The sequence below is a fragment of the Variovorax sp. TLI9-5A genome (assembly GCF_056867935.1).
On record NZ_CP200310.1, the window covers coordinates 4,374,551 to 4,397,019 of the forward strand.

The 22,469-nt window shown below is 67.9% G+C and carries 24 protein-coding genes; 9 read left to right on the forward strand and 15 right to left on the reverse strand.

Annotation, left to right across the window (positions count from 1 at the left end; all coding sequences use genetic code 11):
• The 3 genes from AC1VNX_RS20715 to phbB all read right to left on the reverse strand — a co-directional run bounded on the left by AC1VNX_RS20715 (position 1) and on the right by phbB (position 4,014).
• Entirely contained in the window at positions 1–1,731 is a 1,731-nt protein-coding gene (locus tag AC1VNX_RS20715) for a cation:proton antiporter domain-containing protein (RefSeq protein WP_483158951.1), read from the reverse strand.
• Between the two features lie 76 nt (positions 1,732–1,807).
• The gene (locus AC1VNX_RS20720; RefSeq protein WP_483158953.1) at positions 1,808–3,151 is read right to left on the reverse strand and encodes a dicarboxylate/amino acid:cation symporter; all 1,344 of its coding nucleotides are present in this window, start codon (positions 3,149–3,151) and stop codon (positions 1,808–1,810) included.
• Between the two features lie 125 nt (positions 3,152–3,276).
• On the reverse strand, positions 3,277–4,014 hold the full coding sequence (phbB, locus tag AC1VNX_RS20725) for an acetoacetyl-CoA reductase (protein ID WP_125949827.1): 738 nt from the start codon (positions 4,012–4,014) through the stop codon (positions 3,277–3,279).
• Positions 4,015–4,218: 204 nt separating this feature from the next.
• Between phbB and AC1VNX_RS20730 the strand changes: the two genes are divergently transcribed.
• Positions 4,219–4,866 carry a DJ-1/PfpI family protein gene (locus AC1VNX_RS20730; protein WP_483158956.1) on the forward strand — a complete coding sequence of 216 codons (648 nt, stop codon included), beginning with the start codon at positions 4,219–4,221 and terminating at the stop codon, positions 4,864–4,866.
• A complete protein-coding gene (locus AC1VNX_RS20735; protein ID WP_483158958.1) occupies positions 4,863–5,375 on the forward strand; it encodes a CinA family protein in 513 nt (170 codons plus the stop codon). The genes AC1VNX_RS20730 and AC1VNX_RS20735 overlap by 4 nt, the downstream gene beginning before the upstream one ends.
• 6 nt (positions 5,376–5,381) lie before the next feature.
• Here the strand turns inward: AC1VNX_RS20735 and AC1VNX_RS20740 are convergent, their stop codons facing one another.
• From AC1VNX_RS20740 to AC1VNX_RS20760, 5 genes are read right to left on the reverse strand one after another with little or no spacing between them, the layout of a single operon-like run.
• Positions 5,382–6,392 (reverse strand): tripartite tricarboxylate transporter substrate-binding protein, encoded by a 1,011-nt coding sequence (locus tag AC1VNX_RS20740; protein ID WP_483158960.1) that lies wholly within the window; start codon positions 6,390–6,392, stop codon positions 5,382–5,384.
• Positions 6,393–6,431: 39 nt separating this feature from the next.
• Positions 6,432–7,289 carry an HpcH/HpaI aldolase/citrate lyase family protein gene (locus AC1VNX_RS20745; protein WP_483158962.1) on the reverse strand — a complete coding sequence of 286 codons (858 nt, stop codon included), beginning with the start codon at positions 7,287–7,289 and terminating at the stop codon, positions 6,432–6,434.
• Positions 7,286–8,467 (reverse strand): CaiB/BaiF CoA transferase family protein, encoded by a 1,182-nt coding sequence (locus AC1VNX_RS20750; protein WP_483158964.1) that lies wholly within the window; start codon positions 8,465–8,467, stop codon positions 7,286–7,288. Before AC1VNX_RS20750 ends, AC1VNX_RS20745 begins: the two co-directional genes overlap by 4 nt.
• An 18-nt stretch (positions 8,468–8,485) precedes the next feature.
• The gene (locus AC1VNX_RS20755) at positions 8,486–9,382 is read right to left on the reverse strand and encodes an HTD2 family dehydratase (RefSeq protein WP_483158966.1); all 897 of its coding nucleotides are present in this window, start codon (positions 9,380–9,382) and stop codon (positions 8,486–8,488) included.
• Positions 9,383–9,409: 27 nt separating this feature from the next.
• Positions 9,410–10,405: a tripartite tricarboxylate transporter substrate binding protein gene (locus AC1VNX_RS20760; protein ID WP_483158968.1), complete on the reverse strand. Its 996-nt coding sequence runs from the start codon at positions 10,403–10,405 to the stop codon at positions 9,410–9,412.
• 106 nt (positions 10,406–10,511) lie between these two features.
• On the opposite strand from AC1VNX_RS20760, the gene AC1VNX_RS20765 reads away from it, so the two are divergent.
• The gene (locus tag AC1VNX_RS20765; protein ID WP_483158970.1) at positions 10,512–11,426 is read left to right on the forward strand and encodes a LysR family transcriptional regulator; all 915 of its coding nucleotides are present in this window, start codon (positions 10,512–10,514) and stop codon (positions 11,424–11,426) included.
• 474 nt (positions 11,427–11,900) lie between these two features.
• Here the strand turns inward: AC1VNX_RS20765 and AC1VNX_RS20770 are convergent, their stop codons facing one another.
• Together AC1VNX_RS20770 and yghU are read right to left on the reverse strand one after the other, a co-directional pair.
• Positions 11,901–12,491 (reverse strand): NADPH-dependent FMN reductase, encoded by a 591-nt coding sequence (locus AC1VNX_RS20770; RefSeq protein WP_483158972.1) that lies wholly within the window; start codon positions 12,489–12,491, stop codon positions 11,901–11,903.
• 41 nt (positions 12,492–12,532) lie between these two features.
• Entirely contained in the window at positions 12,533–13,411 is an 879-nt protein-coding gene (gene yghU / locus AC1VNX_RS20775; RefSeq protein ID WP_483158974.1) for a glutathione-dependent disulfide-bond oxidoreductase, read from the reverse strand.
• A 28-nt stretch (positions 13,412–13,439) separates the two neighbouring features.
• Between yghU and AC1VNX_RS20780 the strand changes: the two genes are divergently transcribed.
• The gene (locus AC1VNX_RS20780) at positions 13,440–14,084 is read left to right on the forward strand and encodes a glutathione S-transferase family protein (protein ID WP_483158976.1); all 645 of its coding nucleotides are present in this window, start codon (positions 13,440–13,442) and stop codon (positions 14,082–14,084) included.
• A gap of 54 nt (positions 14,085–14,138) precedes the next feature.
• Here AC1VNX_RS20780 and AC1VNX_RS20785 read toward each other — a convergent pair whose 3' ends face one another.
• Positions 14,139–15,317 (reverse strand): acetyl-CoA C-acetyltransferase, encoded by a 1,179-nt coding sequence (locus AC1VNX_RS20785; RefSeq protein ID WP_483158978.1) that lies wholly within the window; start codon positions 15,315–15,317, stop codon positions 14,139–14,141.
• Between the two features lie 49 nt (positions 15,318–15,366).
• Positions 15,367–17,127, reverse strand: a complete 1,761-nt coding sequence (phaC, locus tag AC1VNX_RS20790; protein WP_483161994.1) for a class I poly(R)-hydroxyalkanoic acid synthase — start codon at positions 17,125–17,127, stop codon at positions 15,367–15,369.
• A 53-nt stretch (positions 17,128–17,180) separates the two neighbouring features.
• On the opposite strand from phaC, the gene AC1VNX_RS20795 reads away from it, so the two are divergent.
• The gene (locus tag AC1VNX_RS20795; RefSeq protein WP_483158980.1) at positions 17,181–17,570 is read left to right on the forward strand and encodes a hypothetical protein; all 390 of its coding nucleotides are present in this window, start codon (positions 17,181–17,183) and stop codon (positions 17,568–17,570) included.
• Here the strand turns inward: AC1VNX_RS20795 and pgeF are convergent.
• From pgeF to AC1VNX_RS20810, 3 genes are read right to left on the reverse strand one after another with little or no spacing between them, the layout of a single operon-like run.
• Positions 17,502–18,254 carry a peptidoglycan editing factor PgeF gene (gene pgeF, locus AC1VNX_RS20800; RefSeq protein ID WP_483158982.1) on the reverse strand — a complete coding sequence of 251 codons (753 nt, stop codon included), beginning with the start codon at positions 18,252–18,254 and terminating at the stop codon, positions 17,502–17,504. The genes AC1VNX_RS20795 and pgeF overlap by 69 nt on opposite strands.
• Positions 18,255–18,259: 5 nt before the next feature.
• Positions 18,260–18,898: a maleylacetoacetate isomerase gene (maiA, locus tag AC1VNX_RS20805; RefSeq protein ID WP_483158984.1), complete on the reverse strand. Its 639-nt coding sequence runs from the start codon at positions 18,896–18,898 to the stop codon at positions 18,260–18,262.
• A gap of 49 nt (positions 18,899–18,947) precedes the next feature.
• Positions 18,948–19,874, reverse strand: coding sequence for a tetratricopeptide repeat protein (locus AC1VNX_RS20810; protein WP_483158986.1), 927 nt, complete (start codon positions 19,872–19,874; stop codon positions 18,948–18,950).
• Between the two features lie 119 nt (positions 19,875–19,993).
• Here AC1VNX_RS20810 and AC1VNX_RS20815 point away from each other — a divergent pair, with 119 nt between their 5' ends.
• The 4 genes from AC1VNX_RS20815 (at position 19,994) to AC1VNX_RS20830 (ending at position 22,422) form a co-directional block, all read left to right on the forward strand.
• Complete coding sequence (locus AC1VNX_RS20815; protein WP_483158988.1) at positions 19,994–20,695, forward strand: fumarylacetoacetate hydrolase family protein; 702 nt, start codon at positions 19,994–19,996, stop codon at positions 20,693–20,695.
• Positions 20,696–20,716: 21 nt separating this feature from the next.
• Complete coding sequence (locus tag AC1VNX_RS20820; protein ID WP_019653272.1) at positions 20,717–21,268, forward strand: NUDIX hydrolase; 552 nt, start codon at positions 20,717–20,719, stop codon at positions 21,266–21,268.
• 11 nt (positions 21,269–21,279) lie between these two features.
• Positions 21,280–21,768 carry a CreA family protein gene (locus tag AC1VNX_RS20825; protein WP_483161995.1) on the forward strand — a complete coding sequence of 163 codons (489 nt, stop codon included), beginning with the start codon at positions 21,280–21,282 and terminating at the stop codon, positions 21,766–21,768.
• A 141-nt stretch (positions 21,769–21,909) separates the two neighbouring features.
• A complete protein-coding gene (locus AC1VNX_RS20830) occupies positions 21,910–22,422 on the forward strand; it encodes a murein hydrolase activator EnvC family protein (protein WP_483158991.1) in 513 nt (170 codons plus the stop codon).
• Positions 22,423–22,469: the final 47 nt, after the last annotated feature.

The window sequence follows — 22,469 nt, forward strand, 5'->3', positions numbered from 1 at the left end:
TCAGGCCGGCACCGCCATCGACACCGCGCGCTGCACCACGTCGCGGGCCATGGCCTGGGCAAGCTCGTGCTCGCCGAGGAACACGGTGGCGGAGGTTTCCTGCGTGAGCAGCCGGGCCTCCTGCTCGTTGTGGCTGCGGATCACCGTCTGGATGGCCGGATTGAGTGTGTGCGCGGTTTCCATCATCTGGCGCACGTTCATGGCGTCGGGCGTGGCGACCACCAGCACGCGGGCGCGCGCGATGTGCGCCTGGATCAGCACCGCCGGGTCGGCCGCGTCGCCCCACACCGCCGGCGTGCCGGCCTCGCGCAGCTTCTCGACCAGCTCGCGGTTCTGCTCGGCCACCACATAGGGGATGTCGTTCGCGTCGAGCTCGGCCGCGATGCGCCGCCCGACGCGCCCGTAACCCACCAGCACCACCTGCCGCGAGAGGTACCTGGCCTCTGTGGTCATGGGCAGCTCGGCCAGCGGGTCGTCGCGCATCTCCAGCCCGCGCGCGAAGGAGGAATGGGCGTGCAGCCATTTCTGCATCGGCGCGATCAGGCTGAACCACAGCGGATTGGTGGCGATGGAAATCAGCGCCCCGGCCAGCACCAGGCTCTGCCCCTCCACCGGCAGCAAGCCCAGCGACACGCCCAGCCCGGCCAGGATGAAAGAGAACTCGCCGATCTGCGCCAGGCTCGCGCTCACCGTGAGCGCCGTGCCCAGCGGATAGCGGAACACCAGCACCAGCGCGCAGGCCGCGACCGACTTGCCCACCACGATCACCAGCACCACCGCCAGCACCTGCAGCGGCCGCTCGAGCAGCACCGAGGGGTCGAACAGCATGCCGACCGACACGAAGAACAGCACGGCGAAGGCATCGCGCAGCGGCAGCGATTCCTGCGCGGCTCGGTGGGCGAACTGCGACTCGCGCATCACCATGCCGGCAAAGAAGGCGCCCAGCGCGAAGGACACGCCGAAGAGCGCCGCCGACGCATAGGCGATGCTCACGGCCGCCGCCACCACGCACAGCGTGAACAGCTCTCGCGAACCGGTGCGCGTGACCTGCCAGAGGATCCACGGGAACACCCGCCGCCCCACCACCAGCATCAGCGCCACGAAGCCGCCCACCTGCAGCAGCGTGAGGCCCAGCGTCTGCCACAGCGGATCGGCACCGCCCCCTCCGCCCCCTCCGCCCGTCGCGCCCGTCGCGCCCTGCCCGCCGAGCGTGCCCGCCAGCGGCGGCATGAGCACCAGCACCAGCACCATCGCCAGGTCTTCCACCACCAGCCAGCCGACCGCGATGCGGCCGGTGAAGGAATCGAGGATGCCCAGGCTTTCGAGCGCGCGCAGCAGCACCACCGTGCTCGCCACCGACAGCGCCAGCCCGAACACCAGCGCCGCGCCGAGGCTCCAGCCCCACCACATGGCCAGCCCGCCGCCCAGCAGCGTGGCCACCACGATCTGCGCCAACGCGCCGGGCAGCGCGATCTTGCGCACGGCCAGCAGGTCGTCGAGGGAGAAATGAAGGCCCACGCCGAACATCAGCAGCATCACGCCGATTTCGGCGAGCTGGGCCGCGATGCCCGCATCGGCCACGAAGCCAGGGGTGAAGGGGCCGATGATCACGCCCGCCAGCAGGTAGCCCACCAGCGCCGGCAATCGCAGCCTGGCCGCCAGGAAGCCGAGGATGAGCGCCAGCCCCAGGCCGGCGGCGATCGTGTTGATGAGGGAGACGCTGTGGGGCATCGCTCCATTTTGCAGGAACGATGCCCGGCCTTTTGTTTCAGGAGGCCATCCTGGACGGCAGGCTCAACCGGATATTTCAGCCAGCCATCTTGCTGGTGCGCGCGGCGTCCAGCGCCTCGGGCTCCTGCGCCTCCACCCAGCTCTCGTTGTTGAGGGCGGCCTGCAGCCGGGCGTCGTCGAGCTCGTTGGTCCACTTGGCGACCACGATGGTGGCGACACCGTTGCCGATCAGGTTGGTGAGCGCGCGGGCTTCCGACATGAAGCGGTCGATGCCAAGAATGAGCGCCAGCCCCGCCACCGGCACGTGCCCCACCGCCGACAGCGTGGCCGCCAGCACGATGAAGCCGCTGCCCGTGACGCCCGCCGCCCCCTTCGAGGTGAGCAACAGCACGGCGAGCAGCGTGATCTCCTGCGTGAGCGTCATCGGCGTGTTGGTCGCCTGCGCGATGAACACCGCCGCCATCGTCAGGTAGATGGAGGTGCCGTCGAGGTTGAACGAGTAGCCTGTCGGGATGACGAGGCCCACGCAGGTCTTGTTGGCACCCAGGTTCTCCATCTTCTCCATCATGCGCGGCAGCACCGATTCGCTGGACGACGTGCCCAGCACGATCAGCAGCTCTTCCTTGATGTACTTGATGAACTTCCAGATGCTGAAGCCGTGGAAGCGCGCGATCAGCCCCAGCACCACGAAGATGAACAGCAGGCAGGTCAGGTAGAAGGTGCCCATCAGCTTGCCCAGCGAGAACAGGCTGCCGAGCCCGTACTTGCCGATGGTGAAGGCCATGGCTCCGAAGGCGCCGATGGGCGCCAGCTTCATGATGTAGTTGACGATGCCGAAGAGCACGTGCGAGCCCTTCTCGATCACGTCGAACACCAGCGTGCCGCGCCCGCCGAAGCGGTGCAGCGCAAAGCCGAACAGCACGGCGATCAGCAGCACCTGCAGGATCTCGCCCTTGGCGAAGGCGTCGACGATGGTGTTCGGGATGATGTTCAGGATGAAGTCGACCGTGCCGGTCATCTTGCCCGGGCCGGTGTAGGCGGCAATGCCCTTGGTGTCGAGCGTGGCCGGGTCAACGTTCATGCCCGCGCCCGGCTTGAGCACGTTCACAAGCACCAGCCCCACGATGAGCGCGATGCTGCTCACCACCTCGAAGTACAGCAGCGCCAGCCCGCCGGTCTTGCCGACCTTCTTCATGTCTTCCATGCCGGCGATGCCGACCACCACCGTGCAGAAAATGATCGGCGCGATGATCATCTTGATCAGCTTGATGAAGCCGTCGCCCAGCGGCTTCATCGCCTCGCCGGCCGCCGGGTAGAAGTGGCCGAGCAGCACGCCGATGATCACCGCGGTGATCACCTGCACGTACAGGGAGCGGTAGATCGGGAGCTTTCTAGGGGGAGTGCTTGTTGTGCTTTCCATGTTTGCCTCCGGAGGGTTGAAAACTGTAGGACGCCTGTTCGCGGTTTTCTATCCGTGGAACCCGTATCGATGAAATGAAAAGACCCGCCGAAGCGGGTCTTTCGATCAGGTGTAAGTCAGCATGCTTAATGCATGTGCAGGCCGCCGTTGACGGAGAAGTCGGCGCCGGTGCTGTAGCCGCCTTCGTCCGTGGCCAGCCACGAGATGATGGAGGCGATCTCACTGGGCTCGCCCAGGCGCTTGACCGGGATGGTGGCCACGATCTTGTCGAGCACTTCCTGGCGGATGGCCTTGACCATGTCGGTGCCGATGTAGCCCGGGCTCACGGTGTTGACCGTCACGCCCTTGTTGGCCAGCTCCTGCGCCAGCGCCATGGTGAAGCCGTGCATGCCGGCCTTGGCCGCCGAGTAGTTGGTCTGGCCCGCCTGGCCCTTGGCGCCGTTGACCGAGCTGATGTTGATGATGCGGCCCCAGCCCTTTTCCACCATGTCGCCCACCACCTGCTTGGTGACGTTGAACATGCTGTTGAGGTTGGTCTCGATCACCGCGCTCCAGTCCTCGGGCGTCATCTTGAGGAACATGCGGTCCCGCGTGATGCCGGCGTTGTTGACCAGCACGTCGATGGGGCCGTGCGCGGCCTTGGCGGCGGAGAAGGCTTCGACGGTGGATTGCCAGTCGCCGACATTGCCGACCGACGCATGGAACTCGAAGCCTGCGGCTTTCTGTTCGGCCAGCCACTTGGCGTAGTCGCGCGTGGGGCCGCAACCTGCGACCACGGTGAACCCGTCCTTGTGCAGACGCTGGCAGATGGCTGTTCCGATGCCACCCATGCCCCCGGTGACATATGCAACTTTCTTGCTCATGAGATTTCCTTTGTGTAATGGCAAAAGCCTGAACGGCCGCCTTCACTCTAGCGAGTTTCAAGCCACGAGCCCTCTGAGGAAAACACTGAGCCAAGCTTGCAACCAGCTGTCACGAAGATTGTCATGAGGCGGCCTTCGTGCTCACCCTCTATCCTCGCATCCGTGCGTGTCCGCACAGGCAAAAAACCCAAGGAGTTCCAAAGTATGAATTTCGGGATCATCGTCTTCCCCGACGTCGAGGAACTCGACTTCGTCGGCCCCTGGGAAATGCTCACCATGTGGAGCAAGCTGGCCGGCGGCCCCGAGCACTGCCTGATCGTGGCCGAAAAGCGCGAGCCGGTGGCTTGCGCCAAGGGCCTCTCGATCAACCCCCACGTTTCCTTCGCCGACTGCCCCCAGCTCGACTGCCTGCTCGTTCCCGGCGGCATGGGCACGCGGCGCGAGGTCGACAACCCCGCCATGACCCGCTTCCTCGCCGACCAGGCGCCCGGATGCACCACGCTGATGTCGGTGTGCACCGGCGCCTTCGTGCTGCACGCGGCCGGGCTGCTTTCTGGCAAGACCGCCACCACGCACTGGGGATCGCTCGACCGCCTGCGCGCGCTGGGCGACGTGAAGGTGGTGGAGCAGCGCTTCGTGCAGGACGGCAACGTCTGGACCTCGGCCGGGGTATCGGCCGGTACCGACCTGATGCTGGCCTACATCGCCTACAGCGCAGGCGAGGAAGCCGCCGCCAAGGTGCAGCTGCAGGCCGAGTACTACCCGGCGGACACCGTCTACGGAAACACCGCGAGCCATGAGCGCGCACCGGCCTACGTGAAGCGGCCCGGTCCGCGCTTCCAGGTCCGATGACCACGCCCTCCCTGCCCGAATCCTTGCCCGTGCTCGCGGCGCGCGTAGGCGAAGCGCTGCGTGCGCGGGGCCAGACGGTGGCGGTGGTCGAGTCCTCGGCGGGCGGGCTGGTGTCGGCCGCCCTGCTCGCCATCGCGGGTGCCTCGGCCTACTTCAAGGGCGGCGCGGTCGTCTATTCGAGGCGCGCCGGCCGCGCGCTGCTGAACCTGACCGCCGAGGACATGGCCGGCATGCGTGGCGAGACCGAGCCCTACGCCCGGCTCATCGCCCACCGGGTGCGCGACACCCACCACTCGACCTGGGGCATCGCCGAGAGCGGAGCGGCCGGGCCGTCGCCCAGCCCCTACGGCGACGTGCCGGGGCGCGTGTGCCTGGCACTCGCCGGCCCGGTCACCGTGAGCCGCACCATCGAGACCGGCAATGCCGACCGCCCGGCGAACATGGACCTGTTCGCGCGGCATTTGCTCGCGCTGTTCGACGAGACGCTGCGCGCGCAGTCCATCGACTGAAGAAGATCAGTCCGCCTGCACGCCGGCGGCGCGGATCACCTTGCCCCACTTGCCCACCTCCGCCGCAAGGTGCGTGCGCAGGCTCTCGGGCGTCTGCTTCTCCACCGGCACGATCTCGGAGCTGAGCTCGGCCAGGCGGTGCTTCACCATGTCGTCCTGCAGCGCCGCGCGCAGGGCGACGTTGAGCTTCTCGATCACCGGCTGCGGCGTGCCCTTGGGCGCATAGATGCCGTGCCACACCCGCACGTCGAAGCCCTTGAGCCCCTGCTCGTCCAGCGTCGGGATGTTCGGCATGCTCGACAGCCGCTGCGGCGTGGTCACGCCGAACACCTTCACGCGGTTGCCGTCCTTGATGACCGGCGCGGTCTGCGTGGTCTGGTCGCACAGCAGGTCGACCTGCCCGCCCATCAGGTCGTTGAGCGCCGGGCCCGCCCCCTTGTAGGGCACGGTCGTGAGCTGCACGCCGATCTGGTTCATGAAGAGCAGGCCGCACAGCTGCGACACCGCGCCCACGCCCGCGTTGGCCAGCGTGACCTTGTCCTTGTTGGCCTTCACGTAGGCCAGCAGTTCCTGGTAGTTGTTGGCCGGAAAGTCCTTGCGCGACAGCAGCGTCATCGGCACGTCCAGCACCTGCCCGACGTACTCGAAATCCTTCAGCGGGTCGTAGTTGAGCTTCTTGTAGAGCGCGGGCGCGGTGGCCATGCCCATGTGGTGGATCAGGATGGTGTAGCCGTTGGGCGCCGCCTTGGCCACACGCGTTGGCGCGATGGTGCCGCCCGCGCCGACGGTGTTCTCGACGATCACCGGCTGGCCCAGCGACTTGCCCATCGGGATGGCCAGCATGCGCGCCACCACGTCGGTCGGGCCGCCGGCCGAGTACGGCACGACCATCGTCACCGGCTTGTCGGGCCATGCGGCCTGCGCCGATGCCGGCGCCTGGAAAGCCAGCAGGCATGCGCCCGCCGAGGCGGCGATCAGGGTCCTGAATTTCCAGTTCTTTCTTGTTGCTCTCGTCACTTGCTTGTCTCCTTTATGGGTTGTCTGCTCAGGGGTGTCTCAGGGTTGCGGTTCTTCGAGCGCGAGCAGGCGTTCGGCCAGCCGCACGACAGGCGCATCGACCATGCGCCCGTCGAGGCTGACGACGCCGCCGCCGGCCGTGCGCACGGCCTCGACCACGCGGCGGGCCCACGCCAGCTCCTGTGCCGTGGGGCCGAGCGCGGCGTGCACCGGCGCGACCTGGTCGGGGTGGATGCACAGCTTGGCGCCGAAGCCGCCGCGCCGCGCGCGCGCGGTGTCGGCCGCCAGCCGGACCGCGTCGCGCCAGTCGGGCGTCACGCCGTCGATGGGTGCTGGCAGTCCGGCGCGGCGCGACGCCAGCAGCAGCGCGAGGCGCACCGGCACCAGCTCCGCCTCGTCGGCGTCGCAGGCAAGGCCCAGGTCGGCCTGGAAATCCAGGTTGCCGAAGGCCAGGCGCAGCACCTGAGGGCCGGTGGCGAGTTCGCCGACCGCGGCGAGGCCGGCGGCCGACTCGATCAGCGGCACCAGCGCGGCCGACGGGCCTGCCGCCTCGGCCAGCCGCGAGAGATCGGCCGCGCGCTCCGCCTTGGGCAGCACGATGCCGGCGATCAGCCCCTGCGCGGCGAGCGCTCCGATCTGCGCGCGGTCGTCGTCATGCCAAGGCGTGCCGGCCGCGTTGATGCGCACCAGCAGCCGTCGCCGGTCTCCGGCGGGCAGCGCTGCGAACGAGGCCGCGAGCTGCTCGCGCGCCTGCACCTTGCGCTCGGGAGCCACGGCGTCTTCGAGGTCGACGATCACGCCGCCCGCTCCCGTCGCCAGCGCACGCGCATGGCGCTCGGGCCGGTCGGCGGGCACGAAGAGAAAGGCGCGCGCCAGGGAAAGCGGCGGCGCGCTCACACCGCCCTCGCCTCGCGCAGCGCTGCGATCTCCGCCTCGCTGCGCCCGAGGCTGCGCAGGATGGCGTCGGTGTGCTCGCCGACCGCCGGGATCGGGTCCATGCGGTAGTCGAAGGCGCTCTGGCGCCCGGCCGGCAGCAGGGCCGGGATGTCGCCGGCCGGCGAGCCCACCTGCCGCCAGCGCTCGCGCGCCTGCAGTTGCGGATGGGCCCAGAGCCCGGCCATGTCGTTCATGCGGGCGTTGGCGATCTGCGCGGTGTCCAGCCGCTCCAGCACCTGCGCCGTGCTCAGCGCGCCGAAGGTCTCCACGATGATCGCGCGCAGCGCCTCGCGGTTCTCGTTGCGGCGCGCGTTGCTGTCGAAGCGCGGGTCGGCGGCCAGCCCGGTCTGCAGCAGCACCTTCTCGCAGAAGGTGCGCCACTCGCGCTCGTTCTGCAGGCCCAGCATCACGGTGCCGCCGTCGCCCGCCGGGAAGGGGCCGTAGGGATAGATGGTCGCGTGCGAGGCGGCGCTGCGCGGCGGCGGCGGCGCGCCGTCGTATGCGTAGTACATCGGGTAGCCCATCCACTCGGCCAGCGCCTCGAGCATCGACACGTCGATGTGCGAGCCCTTGCCGGTCTTGCCGCGCTGGAGCAGTGCCGCGAGGATGCCGGTGTAGGCATACATGCCGGCCGCTATGTCAGCGATGGAATTGCCCGACTTGCAGGGCTCGTCGGGCGTGCCCGTCACCGAGAGAAAACCGGCCTCGCTCTGGATCAGCAGGTCGTAGGCCTTCTTGTCGCGGTACGGGCCGTCCTCGCCGTAGCCGGAGATGTCGCAGACGATGAGCCTCGGGTGCTTTTCCTGCAGCGCCTGGGCGCCCAGCCCCATGCGCGCGGCGGCGCCGGGCGCGAGGTTCTGCACCAGCACGTCGGCATCGGCCAGCAGTTCCTGCAGCACCGCGAGCGCGGCGGGCTGCTTGAGGTCGAGCGTGAGGCTTTCCTTCGAGCGGTTCACCCACACGAAATGCGAGGCCTCGCCGCCCACCCGGGCGTCGTAGGCGCGCGCGAAGTCGCCCACCTCGGGACGCTCCACCTTGATGACGCGCGCGCCGAGGTCGGCGAGCTGGCGGGTGCAGAACGGCGCGGCGATGGCGTGCTCGAGCGAGATGACGGTGATGCCGTCCAGGGGTCTTGTCATGTGCTTTCTTCCTCCCGCTCAGGCCAGCACGGCCGTGGCCTGCATCGTGAGCCAGCCGTCGGCGTCCTCGCCCCACAGGTTGAATGTCTTTGCGTCGCCGCCCGGCTTGCCGTGCACGCGGAACGGCGCGATGTCGAAGGTCGGGCGCACCGCGCGGAACTCGAAGCGCGCCAGCTGCGCGCCCGGCACGTTGCGGCGCAGCAGGTCGACCAGCAGCGTCGCGATCAGCGGACCGTGCACGATGAGGCCCGGGTAGCCCTCGACCTGGGTGACGTAGCGGCGGTCGTAGTGGATGCGGTGGCCGTTGAAGGTGAGCGCCGAGTAGCGGAAGAGCAGCACGTCGTCGGGCACGAGGTCGCGGCTGAAGGCGGCGTCCTTCGGCGCGGGCGTGGGCGGCGGGCCGGCCTCACCGGGTTGTGCTGCGGCGCGGTAGACGATGTCGTGCTCCTCGGTGAGCGCCAGGCCGCGTTCGTTGCACACCTCGTGGCGCACCAGCACGAACACCAGTTCGCCTGTGCGGCCCGCCTTGTGCGTGACCGAGACGATGCGCGAGGTGCGCTCCACCTTGTCGCCGACCTGCAGCGGATTGCCCGGCTCCCACGCGAGCCGTCCGCCCGCCCACATGCGGCGCGGCAGCGGCACGGGCGGCAGGAAGCCGCCGCGCCTGGCGTGGCCGTCCTCGCCGATCTCGGACTGTCGGTGGTGCGGCAGGAAGTAGAGCCAGTGCCACAGCTCGGGCAGGCGCGTGCCGGCCTGCGGCAGCGGATCGTCGCGGTCGAGCGTGGCCGAAAGAGCGCGCACGGGCGCGGCGGTGATGTCGTCGGCCAGCGTTTCGCTGCGGCCCTGCCAGGCCTGCAGCTTCGCCAGCGCTTCGCTGTCGATCGCGGGAGATGAAGTCTGTGTGTCGTTGCTCATGGATTCCTTCGTCGATTCCTGCGTCATTCAGTCGACCGCGGCACCGGAGGCCTTGACGATCCGCGCCCACTTGGCGAGGTCGTCGTGCAGCAGCGCCGAGAACTGTTCGGGGGTGGTGGGCGCGGCGATCTCCACGCCCTGCTGGTCGAGCTTGTCGCGCAGGTCCTTCGAGGCCAGCGCCTTGCGCGTGGCGTCCTGCAGCGTGGCGAGCACGTCGGGCGGCACGCCCGCGGGGGCGAACAGCCCGATCCACAGCGTGCCGTTGTAGCCCGGCACGGCCTCGGCGATGGTGGGCACGTCGGGCAGCACGGGCGAGCGCTTCTCGCCGCTCACGGCCAGCGCACGCAGCTTGCCGGCCTTGATGTGCGGCAGCGCCGAAGGCAGGCTCGCGAACACGATGGGAAGCTGCCCGCCCAGCACGTCGTTGAGCGCCGGCGCCACGCCCTTATAGGGCACATGCTGCATCGAGATGCCGGCCATGCTGTTGAGCATTTCGCCCAGCAGGTGGTTGAGCGTGCCGTTGCCGGCCGAGGCGTACTGGTAGTTGGCGCCCTTCGCCCGCGCGAGCTTCAGGAACTCGGCGAGGTTCTTCGCCGGAAACGAGGGGTTGACCAGCAGCACGTTGGGCACCGCGCCAATGAGGCCCACGGGCCTGAAGTCCTTCTCGGGGTCGAAGCCCGGGTTCTTGTAGAGCGCCGGGTTGATGGCCTGGCTGCTGCTGATGGTCATGAGCAGCGTGTAGCCGTCCTTCGGCCCCTTGGCCACCAGCTGCGTGCCGATGTTGCCGCCCGCGCCGGGGCGGTTGTCGACCACCACGCTGGCGTTGTTCATCACCTCGCCGAGCTTCTGGCCCACGAGGCGGCCGACGATGTCGTTGGTGCCGCCGGCGGCCTGGGGCACGACCAGGGTGACGGGGCGCGAGGGATAGTTTTGCGCGAGCGCGGGGCCCGCCGGAAGCACGAGCGCGGCTGCCAGCGACAGCAGCGCCCATGCGCGGAATTTCGTGTGTCTTGTCGTCTCCATGGCCCGCATCGTCGGCCGCCCCACCCTCGCGCGCAATCTGCGATTTCGGAACCCAGCCTTTTGCATTCCCGAAGGCTGGCGTCATGGCGGCGCCTACCATCGCTGCATGCTTTTCGACCTCACCGACCTCCGGCTCTTCGTGGCCACGGCCGAGCTCGGCAACCTCACGCGGGCGGCCGAGCGCCAGCACCTGTCGCTGGCAGCGGCCAGCGCGCGCATCAAGGCGCTGGAAACCCAGGCCGGCCTGCAACTGCTGCAGCGCGAGGCCCGCGGCGTACGGCTGCTGCCGCCAGGGGAAGCCTTCCTGCACCACGCCCGCCTCGTGCTGCACCAGACGGAGCAGCTGCGCGCCGACCTGCTCGAATACGGCGGCGGCCTGCGCGGCCACCTGCGCGTATTCGCCAACACCACGGCGGTGACCGACTTCCTGCCCGAGATCCTGCCCGGCTTTCTTGCGCACAACCCGCGCATCAACGTCGACCTTCAGGAAAAACCGAATGCTCAGATCCCGCGCGGCGTGCTCGACGGCCGCGCCGACATCGGCATCGTCGCGGGCCGCGTCGACACGCTGGGGCTGGAAGCCATCCACTTCAGCACCGACCGGCTGGTGCTCGCCACCTCGCGCAAGCACCGCTTCGCCAAGCGCAGGAAGATCTCCTTCGCCGAGACGCTGGACGAGGACGCCATCGGCATGCAGCAAGGCAGCACGCTGCAGACCTTTCTCTCGCAGATCACCGACAACCTCGGCAAGCGGCAGAAGCTGCGCATCCAGCTCGGCAGCTTCGACGCCATGTGCCGGATGATCGGCAACGGCGTGGGCATCGGCGTGGTGCCGGAGTCGGCGGCGCGGCGCAACCAGGAAAGCATGCAGCTCGCGCTCATCGACCTCGCCGACGCATGGTGCGTGCGGGAGCGCTACCTGCTCGTGCGCGACCGCGCGGCGCTGCCGATCTATGCACAGGCGCTGGTCGACACGCTATGCCGGCACTACGCCGGGCAGCAGGCCCCGCCGGAGAGTTGACCGGCCCGGCGCCGTAAAAACAGCAACTTGCGCGCGATTGCTGAACAACTCGCTCCCGTCCCCATTTTCTGTGGGCAACTTTGGGGGTAACTCATGAGGAGCCTTGTAAAACGAATGCAAGTCGTTGTTTTACAAGGGTATTCCTTAGTTTGCTCAAATTTTGGGCGGTGTACAACTCTGACCGCCAAAACCGCCTCGTCCAGCCCTGAAACAGCCTTTCGACTCCATTTTTCACGGTTTCCGGTGAGCGAAAAACACTATTGGATCAGCCACTTGCAGCCGGAATGTGGAAAAGCCGGCTTCTTCCCCATTTTCAGTGCACAACTTTGGGGATAACTGATGAGGAGCGTTGTAAAAGCAACGTAAGCTGTTGTTTTACAAAGGGATTAGTTAATCTGCCCAAAATTTGGGCGGTGAACAAGATGCCTTCGGGGCCAGCCGCGAGCCCCCCGCCCGGCGGCCGGCTATCAGCTATCAGTAAGGCGGCGCCTTGCGCGCCCTCTGCGCGCGTGCCGCCTCGGTCCACCAGGCCAGGTCGTCGGCGAAGCGGCCGAACGAGCGCTGCAGCGACTCGCCCGCGGGCCCCGTCGGCTTGCCTGCGGCATCCAGCGTCTGCGAGATCGGCCCGACGGCCAACGTGCTCGACACCACGACCATGCCCATCTCCGACAGGATCGAATGCCACACCGTGCCCGAGCGCACACCGGAGAAGCGCCCGGCCGAATAGCTCGCAATGGCCGCGGGGCGCCAGAACCACTCTTCCAGGAAATGGTCGGTGAGATTCTTCAGGCCCGGCTGCGGGCCCCAGTTGTATTCGCCGGTGACGAAGATGAAGGCGTCGGCCGTGCGGATCTTCCCGGCCAGCGCTTCCATCGCGGCGGGAGCGCTGCCCTTCGGGTATTCCTTGTACATGCGGTCGAGCATGGGCAGGTCGACCTGCTTCGCATCCACCAACTCCGCGTCGTCGCCGCGTTCGCGCAGGCCGGCGACGATGAAGTCGGCCAAGCGCACGCCCATGCGGTCGGAGCGGTAGGAGCCGTAGAACACCAGGATCTTGTCGCTCATCGTCGTTGCTCCTGTCGTGTCGGGTGTGGCGCGCTTGTCGCTCAGGTCGGTGCCTGCAGCTTGTCCTGCGTGCGGGTGTCGAAGTCGGCGGCGTCGTGGCGCTCGTGGAGCTGGCTGGTGGGCTGGCCCCAGGTGCGGTTGACCATGCGGCCGCGCTGCACCGCCGGGCGTTGGGCAATCTCGTCAGTCCAGCGCAGCACATTTTTGTATTCGCTCACCTGCAGGAACTCGCCCGACTCGTAGAGCTGCCCCTTGGCCAGCGTGCCGTACCAGGGCCAGACCGCCATGTCGGCGATGGTGTATTCGTCGCCCGCGAGATAACGGCTCTCGGCCAGGCGGCGGTCGAGCACGTCGAGCTGGCGCTTGGTTTCCATCGCGAAGCGGTCGATGGCGTATTCGATCTTCGTGGGCGCATAGGCATAGAAATGCCCGAAGCCGCCGCCCAGGTAGGGCGCGCTGCCCATCTGCCAGAAGAGCCACGACAGGCACTCGGCCCGCGCAGCCCGCTCGGTCGGCAAAAAGGCGTTGCCGAACTTCTCGGCCAGGTACTGCAGGATCGCGCCCGACTCGAACACGCGGATGGGCTTGGTGCCGCTGCGGTCCATCAGCGCGGGAATCTTCGAATTCGGGTTCACCGCCACGAAGCCGCTGCCGAACTGGTCGCCGTCGTTGATGCGGATCAGCCAGGCGTCGTACTCGGCACCCGCATGGCCCAGCGCCAGCAGCTCCTCGAGCATCACCGTCACTTTCACGCCGTTGGGCGTGGCGAGCGAATAGAGTTGCAGCGGATGCTTGCCTACGGGCAGGTCTTTCTCGTGCGTCGCGCCCGCGATGGGGCGATTGATGTTCGCGAAGCGGCCGCCGCTTTCCTTGTTCCATGACCAGACGGTGGGCGGCGTGTAGGCTGTCGTGCCATTCATGCGATGAGTTCCTGGAGTTGAACCGACGATGATCATTCTCTACGACTGCGCCACCGCCCCCAGCCCGCGGCGCGCGCGCATCCTGCTTGCCGAGAAGGGCATTGCGCACGAGACCGTGCAGGTCGATCTTGTCCGTGGTGAGCAGATGGGCGAGGCCTACCGCGCGATCAATCCGCAGTGCACCGTGCCGGCGCTGCGCACCGACGACGAAGACGGCCTCCTGCTGACCGACAACGCGGCCATCGCCGCATGGCTGGAGGCGCGCTACCCGCAGCCCGCGCTCATGGGCATCACGCCCCGCGAAAAAGCCGAGATCGCGAGCTGGAACTGGCGCATCGAGTTCGAAGGCCTGCTCGCCATCGCCGAGACGCTGCGCAACAGCTCACCCGCCATGGCCGACCGCGCACTGCCCGGCCCGGTGAACTACGCGCAGATTCCCGAACTGGCCCAACGCGGGCTGGCACGTATCCAGAACTTCTTCGACACGCTGAATGCACGGCTGGCCGGCCGCGACTTCATCGCCACCGACCGTTTCAGCATTGCCGACATCACCGCCGTGGTGGCGGTGGATTTCGCCCGCGTAGTGCGGGTCAAGCCGGGGGAGCAGCACCCCGAACTGCTGCGCTGGCGCGCGGCCATGGCGCAGCGGCCGTCGATGGCGATGGCGCGCTGAGCCCCCAGCAACGGCGCGCCAGGCACCGTCATCGGGAGGACGACAAGACGCCGATCAGCGCTCGATCGTCAGTGCGACACCCATGCCCCCGCCGATGCACAGCGAGGCGATGCCCTTCTTGGCGTTCTGGCGCTGCATTTCGTGCAGCAGCGTCACCAGGATGCGGCAACCCGAGGCGCCGATGGGGTGGCCGATGGCGATGGCGCCGCCGTTGACGTTCACCTTGTTGACGTCCCAGCCCATTTCCTTGTTCACGGCGCAGGCCTGCGCGGCGAAGGCTTCGTTGATCTCGAGCAGGTCGAGGTCGGCGGCCTTCCAGCCGGCGCGCTGCAGCGCCTTGGTCGACGCGGGCACGGGGCCCATGCCCATGATGGCGGGGTCGAGGCCGGCGGTGGCGTAGCTGGCGATGCGGCCCAGCGGCTTCAGGCCGAGGGCCGCGGCCTTCTTGGCCGTCATGACCATCACGGCGGCGGCGCCGTCGTTCAGGCCCGAGGCGTTGCCCGCCGTCACGCCGCCGGCCTTGTCGAAGGCGGGGCGCAGGCCGGCCAGGCCTTCGGCGCTGGTCTTGCGGTTGATGAATTCGTCGGTGTTGAAGACGACGGGGTCGCCCTTCTTCTGCGGAATGCTCACGCCGACGATCTCGTCCTTGAACTTGCCGGCGTCCTGCGCGGCGGCGGCCTTGGTCTGGCTGCCCAGCGCGAGCTCGTCCTGCGCGGAGCGGTCGATGCCGTATTTCTTGGCCACGTTCTCGGCGGTGATGCCCATGTGGTACTGGTTGTAGACGTCCCACAGGCCGTCGACGATCATGGTGTCGACCAGCTTCCAGTCGCCCATGCGCTGGCCGTTGCGCGAGTTGGGCAGCACGTGCGGCGCCGCGCTCATGTTTTCCTGGCCGCCGGCGATGACGATCTCGCTGTCGCCCGTGGCAACTGCCTGCGCCGCCAGCATCACGGCCTTCAGGCCCGAGCCGCACACGGCGTTGATGGTGAGCGCCGGCGTTTCCTTGGCGCCGCCGCTCTTCAGCCACGCCTGGCGCGCGGGGTTCTGGCCCGCGCCTGCCGCCAGCACCTGGCCCATGATGGCCTCGCCGACCTGCTCCGCCGTGAGGTTGGCCCGTGCAATCACTTCCTTGATCACGATCGCACCCAGCTCCGTGGCCGGGATACCGGCGAGCGAGCCGCCGAACTTGCCGACCGCCGTGCGTGCTGCCGAAACGATGACGATGTCTTCCATGAGGTTCTCCGTTGAAGTGATTTGAAATCGAGGTGTAGCGAAGCGAAGGTCAGGCGCGAGCCTTGACGTAGCGTCCCGGCGCCGGTTCGATGGCTTTGTAAGCCTTGCCGTTGCCGTACGCCTTGGGCGCTGGAACCTGTTTGCCCGCGTGCCCCTTGAGCCATTGTGCCCAGTCGGTCCACCAGCTGCCCGGGTGCTCCTGCGCGCCGGCCAGCCATTCGGCCTGGGTCTTCGGGAACTTGCCGTCCTCGCGGATCCAGTGGCTGCGCTTTTTCTTGGCGGGCGGGTTGATCACGCCGGCGATGTGGCCCGAGGCGCCCATGACGAAGCGCTTCTTGCCGGGCAGCAGCTGCGTGGATGCATACGCACCGCCGATGGGCACGATGTGGTCCTCGCGCGAGCCGTAGATGTAAGCCGGGATGTCGATGCTGCCCAGGTCGATCTTCTCGCCGCACACGGTGAGCGCATTCGGCTTGGCCAGCTTGTTCTCGTGGTACGTGTTGCGCAGGTACCAGGCGTAGAACGGGCCCGGCAGGTTGGTGGCGTCGCTGTTCCAGTACAGCAGGTCGAAGGGCGGCGGGGTCTCTCCCTTGAGGTAATTGCCGACCACGTAGTTCCACACCAGGTCGTTGGGCCGCAGGAAGCTGAAGGTCGAGGCCAGGTCGCCGCCGGGCAGCAGGCCGCCTTTGCCCAGCTGCATCTCGCGGTACTGCACCATCTGCTCGTCCACGAAGATGTCGAGGATGCCAGTGTCGCTGAAGTCGAGGAACGTGGTGAGCAGCGTGACCGAGGCGGCCGGCTTCTCGCCGCGCGCCGCGAGCACGGCCAGCGCGGTACTCAGGATGGTGCCGCCCACGCAGAAGCCCAGCGCGTTGATCTGCTTGCTCCCGCTGATCTCCTGCACCGTGTGGATCGCCTTGATGGCGGCGTTCTCGATGTAGTCGTCCCAGGTGGCCTTGCCCATCGACTCGTCGGGGTTGCGCCAGCTCACCACGAACACGCGGTGGCCCTGCTCGTTCGCATAGCGGATCAGCGAGTTCTCGGGCTGCAGGTCGAGGATGTAGAACTTGTTGATGCAAGGCGGCACCAGGAGGAAGGGCCGCTCGTACACCTTGGGCGTGAGCGGCTTGTATTCGAGCAGCTGGAAGAACTCGTTCTCGAACACCACGGCGCCCTCGGTGGTGGCCACGTTGCGCCCCACTTCGAAGGCGCTCTCGTCGGTCATGCTGAGGTGGCCTTGCTTCACGTCGTTCAGCAGGTTGCGGATGCCCTTGGCGATGCTCTCGCCCTGGGTGTCGATGGCCTTCTTCTGCGCCTCGGCATTGAAGGCCAGCGAGTTGCTGGGCGCCGAGGCGGCCATCCACTGCTCGACCGCGAAGCGCAGGCGCGCCTTGGTCTTTTCGTCGGCCTCGATGGCCTCGGCCATGCTCAGCATGGTGCGGCCGTTGAGCAGGTACACGGCCGCCGAGAAGGCCGACAGCGGACTATGGGTCCAGGCTTCGCCCGCGAATCGCTTGTCGCCCTCGGGCTTGGCACCGAAGCCCTGGCGCCAGAGCTCGGTGGCCTCGGCAAGGTACTGCTGCTGGATGGACTGGAGCTTCTCGGGGTCGATGGAAAACCGGGGCAGCTCGGGCATCTGGGGCATTTGCGGCATCTTCGGCAACTGCCATAGCGGCGTGCCGCCGATGTCGAAGGCGGAGCCGGCCTGCGCGGTGGACTGCCGGAAAGATTCCAGCGCCTGGGTCCATCCTTGTGAAAGAGCCTGCTGGAAGGGCGCGAACGCATCGGCCCCCGTGGCTTGTTGCTTCATCATGTCTCCTGGTCCTCGCCTGAAACGGTACGGATGGCTTGCGTGATTTGAGTATGCTGCATTCAAAGGGCCCTCACAACGCCGCCCCCTTCACTTACCAACTGAAACTTCTCGTGTTTGTCCATCTGATCGTCATCGGTTGGTTGTATGTCGCCTTGATGATGGCCGTGGCCGAAGCCACCAACACCACCGGCACCGTGCTGGGCGCCATCTTCACATTTCTTTTGTACGGTTTGGCGCCGGTCGCACTGGTGGTTTACCTGATGGGCACTCCCGCGCGGCGACGTGCCATCAGGCAGCGCGAACTCGAGGCGCAGGAAGCGGCGCGGCGTGCGGCCGCCGAAGAAGCAAGCCGGCCGGGCGGAACGGCGGACTCAAACCTTCCAGACCAGCGCGGCGAAGCGCCCGCTGATGCCGTCGCGCCGGTGCGAAAAGAACCGTGACGGGTTGCCGACGGTGCACCAGGGGTCGCTGCCGTCGTTGCCGTGGATCGATTCGATGCCCGCCGCGCGCAGCCGCTGGCGCGCCAGTCCGGGCAGGTCCGCCAGCCATTTGCCGGACGCGGGCGCAGGCCGGAAGCAGGACGCCGCTTCGGGCGCATGCGCCTCGAAGGCGGTCTTGACCTCCGCCCCCACTTCGAAGGCTTTGGGACCGATACAAGGGCCCAGCCAGGCGATGACTCCCGAAGCGCCATCGAATGCCCTCGCAGTCTGCTCAAGCACTCCGCCTGCAAGCCCGCGCCAGCCGGCATGTGCGGCGGCCACGCGATGGCCGGCCTCGTCGGTGAAGACTACCGGCAGGCAATCGGCCACCATGATGGTGCAGGCCAACCCGGCCACAGTGGCCGTACAGCCGTCGGCGGCCGTGCCATCGCGCACGATGCTCTGCGCGGCATCGAGTTCGACCACGCCGGTGCCATGCACCTGCTGGAGAAAGACCGGGCGCGCCCCGATCGAAGCGCGCAAACGGTTGCGGTTGTCCGCCACATGCGCGGGCTCGTCGCCCACGTGGTCGCCGAGGTTCAGGCTTTCGTAGCGCCCCAGCGAGACGCCGCCCTCGCGCGTGGTGCACACGGCCCGCACGTTGGGCGGCGCGGGCCACTCGGGCACGAGCCAGCGAGCATCCATCGGCTTCAGGCTTCCGCGTCGGGTGCCTGCGAGGGCTGCGCGCGCTGGAAGGCGTCGAGCTCCATGCAGGCCTCGAAGGCGGCCATGGTGCGCGGCAGGCCGCTGAAGTCGCAGTCGAAGCGGCGGCCGTTGAAGATCTGCGGCACCAGGCAGCAGTCGGCCATGGTGGGCGTGTTGCCCCAGCAGTAGATGCCGGCGGGGTACTGCGCGAGCTGGCGCTCGAAGGCCTGCAGGCCATCGCGCACCCAGTGGCGGTACCAGGCGTTCTTGGCTTCCTCGTCGAGCTTCAGGTCCTTCACGAGGTACTTGAGCACGCGCAGGTTGTTGAGCGGGTGGATCTCGCAGGCGATCGACTGCGCCAGTGCGCGCACATGGGCACGGCCCACGGGGTCGCGCGGCAGCAGCGCGGGCTCGGGATGCACTTCGTCGAGGTACTCGATGATGGCCATCGATTGCGAGAAGCGCTCGCCCTCGTCTTCCAGCAGCGGCACCAGCCGGTCGGCGGAGATCGCGGCGAAGGGGCCGGTGCGGTGGTCGCCGCGCGCGATGTGCACGGGAACGTAGTCGAAGTCGAGGCCCTTGAGGTTGAGGGCGATGCGGACGCGGAACGAGGCGGAGGAGCGGAAATAGTTGTGCAGCTTCATGGTGTCGCAAGGATAGCGCTCCCTCTGGAGCGGAGTGTCGGGGCAGGTATCAGGAGCGGGGCATGCCGGCCAGCACGCAGCGGAAGTCCTGCAACGCCGCCTTCGGCGAGTTGGCGGCGATGGCGTCGCGCCACTCGCCGAGGATGCGGCGCGCAGCCTCTTCTTCCCGGGCCGCGATGCCGATGCGCCACGGCCCCAGCGTGCCGGGCGGCTCGCCGTCGCCATGGTTGTGCTGGCCCTCGCCGTAGGGCCGGCCCTCGGAGCAGGCGCGGCAGAGCATCTGCATGCTGGTGGTCCAGTTCTCGGCGCTGGCGTCGGCGGCCTCGAAGCGCTTGACCAGCGCGTCGATGTCCTCCTGCGTCGCGTCCTCCACGGTGACTTCGTAGGTCGAATACTCCGAAGGCGCGATCAACTCGAGGGCGTCGAACACCGGCACTTCTCGCTCGCCCCGCAGGCGGTAGCCGTTGGCCGCGCCGTCGTGCAGCACGAGGTCGCCATAGCGGTGGCCGCAGTCCGGCGTGGGCACGTTGCGCAGGATGGCGCGCGCCGGGTCGATGCGGTCGGCCCACACCACCTCGGTGCCCTCGTCCCCATGCACGCGGATGGGCGTGAGCCCGATGAAGAAGTCGACCGGCCCGTCGCCGTCGGGCACCTTGATGCCGTACTGCCGCCAGGCGCTGCGTGCCGTGGCCCAGTCGCCCATCGCGGTGGCGGCGATGCCGAGGTTCCAGATCGCGCCCTCGTTGCGCGGGTCGCACTGCACGGCGCGGGCGTTGGCCTGCAGCGAGGCGGCCCAGTCGCCGCGGTACTTGTGGATGAGGCCGATGTTGTACCAGGGGGCCGACCAGTTCGGCAGGATGGCGCCGGCCTGCGCGTAGGCTTCGAGCGCGCCGTCCTGGTCGCCCTCATCGTCGCGCTGGCGACCGAGTTCGTTGAGAGCATTGGCCTTGCCGGCCTTGCCGATTCGGATGGGCATGGTGGGAAACGAGGGAAATGGGAAGGGAATACGCCGCGCGGGCCGTCTATTGTGAGCCTCCCGCCTCTGGCACACTGCCGGTTTCCCGCTTGGCTTCCCTGAAAAAAGGACACGTCGCAATGGCTTCCGAGTTCGTCTTCGCCCCGCCCGCCGCCGTTTCGGTGCCGGTGGCCGGCCAGTCAGCCCGCTTTCCGGTGCACCGCATCTACTGCGTGGGCCGCAACTACGAAGATCACGCCAAGGAAATGGGCTTCACCGGCCGCGAGCCGCCCTTCTTCTTCATGAAGCCCGCCGATGCGCTGGTGGTGGTCGACGCGGGCCAGACCGGCACCATGGCCTACCCCTCGCTCACCAAGAACCTGCACCACGAGATCGAACTCGTGGTCGCCATCGGCACCGGCGGCAAGAACATTGCGGCAGCCGACGCGCACAAGCACATCTACGGCTACGCGGTCGGCCTCGACATGACCCGCCGCGACCTGCAGAACGACATGAAGAAGCAGGGTCGTCCCTGGGACATCGGCAAGGGCTTCGAGCAGAGCGCGCCCATCGGCCCGATCGTTCCCGTGGCGCAGGCCGGCGACGCCGAGAAGGCCGAGATCTCGCTGCAGGTCAACGGCACCGACCGCCAGCGCAGCAACGTGAGCAAGCTGATCTGGAACGTGGCCGAGACCATCGAGCACCTGTCGGCGGCCTGGGAGCTGCAGCCCGGCGACCTGATCTACACGGGCACGCCCGAGGGCGTGGCTGCCGTGGTGGCCGGCGACACGCTGGTGGGCGAAGTCGCGGGCCTGCCGGCGCTGACCGTCAGGATCGTCTGAAGACGGCGGCCGGATTCATTCATGCTTCTGCGCGTACCCATCAAGCATTGCAAGAACTGTGGCACCGCGGTGGTCTACCGCGTGCCGGACGACGGCGACACCAAGCAGCGCGCCGTCTGCCCGGCCTGCCACACCATCCACTACGAGAACCCGCTGAACGTGGTCGGCACCATCCCGGTCCTGGGCGACAAGGTGCTGCTGTGCAAGCGCAACATCGAGCCGCGCTGGGGCAAGTGGACGCTGCCGGCCGGCTTCATGGAACTCGAGGAAACCACGGCCCAGGGCGCAGCCCGCGAAACCGACGAGGAGGCCGGCGCGAACTTCGAGCTCGAGGGCCTGTTCTCGGTGATCAGCGTGGTGCGCGTGGGCCAGGTGCACCTGTTCTACCGCGCCCGCCTGCTGGACGACAAGTTCGACCCGGGCCACGAGACCATCGAGGCGCGGCTCTTCACCGAGGAAGAGATTCCCTGGGACGAGATCGCCTTCCGCACGGTGCGCGAGACGCTCGAACACTATTTCGCGGACCGCCGCCGCGGCAGCTTCGACCGCGTGCACGAACTCAGCATCGTTTGATGACGAAACCCATGAACAAGACACTGCGCGCCACCCTCCTGTGCAGCGCCAGCCTCGGCTTCGCGCTGGCGGCAGCGGCGGCCAGGGCGGAAGCTGTGGGCGACGTCGACACCGCCTTCAAGCTCATCGGCCCCGACCACAAGATCGTGATCGAGGCCTACGACGACCCCAAGGTCAGCGGCGTGACCTGCTATGTCTCGCGCGCCAAGACCGGCGGGCTGGCCGGCGCATTCGGCGTGGCCGAGGACAAGGCCGAAGCCTCCATCGCCTGCCGCCAGGTCGGCCCGGTGAGCATCACCCAGCCGCTGCCCAAGCGCGAGGAGGTCTACAGCGAACGGCTGTCGGTGCTCTTCAAGCGCCTGCGCGTGGTGCGCATGGTGGACGCCAAGCGCAACACGCTGGTCTACCTGACCTACTCCGACCTGCTGATCGACGGCTCGCCCAAGAACAGCGTGACGGCGGTGCCCATCGACCGCGGCACGCCCATTCCGCTCAAGTAGCGCAGCGCCAATGTCCTCCTCACAGCCGGTTGCTCTTTCGTGGTGCGCCGGCGCAGCGGTTTGCTAGCATCCCCCGCGTGGCGCGCCCGGCGCGCCGGTTTGCAGGAACCCTCCGCAACGAATCCGTTCGAACAGAGCCCCATGCACCTTCAGACTTTTGTTTTCCGTTTCGGCGCCGCGGCGCTGCTCGCCACGGGCCTCGCGGCCTGTACCACGGTCGATCTCAACACCCCCTGGCCGACGACGCCGGCGGCCAGGCCACCGGTGCAGCAGCGCCCGGCGGCCCTGTTCATCCGCCCCGCGAACGGCCCGACCATCGCCCGCTTCGACGGCGACCGCGTCAAGGGCATCGACATCGGCGGCAACCTCGGCGACCCGATCGTCGCCTCGGCCGACGGCCGCGTGGTGTACGTGGGCGGCGAACTGCCGGCCTACGGCAACATGGTCATCGTCAAGCACAACGAGACCTTCCTCACGGCCTACGCGCACGTGCAGACCATCCTCGTGAAGGAAAACGCCGTCGTCCGCCAGGGCGACAAGATCGCCGAGATGGGCCGCAGCAACGCCGACCGCGTGAAGCTGCGCTTCGAGATCCGCAAGAACGGCACCCCGGTCGACCCCGAGCCGTATCTCAGCGGCCGGCTGATGCAGTAAGCGCCGCGCTCGCCGGCATGAAAAAGCCCCCTCTCGGGGGCTTTTCG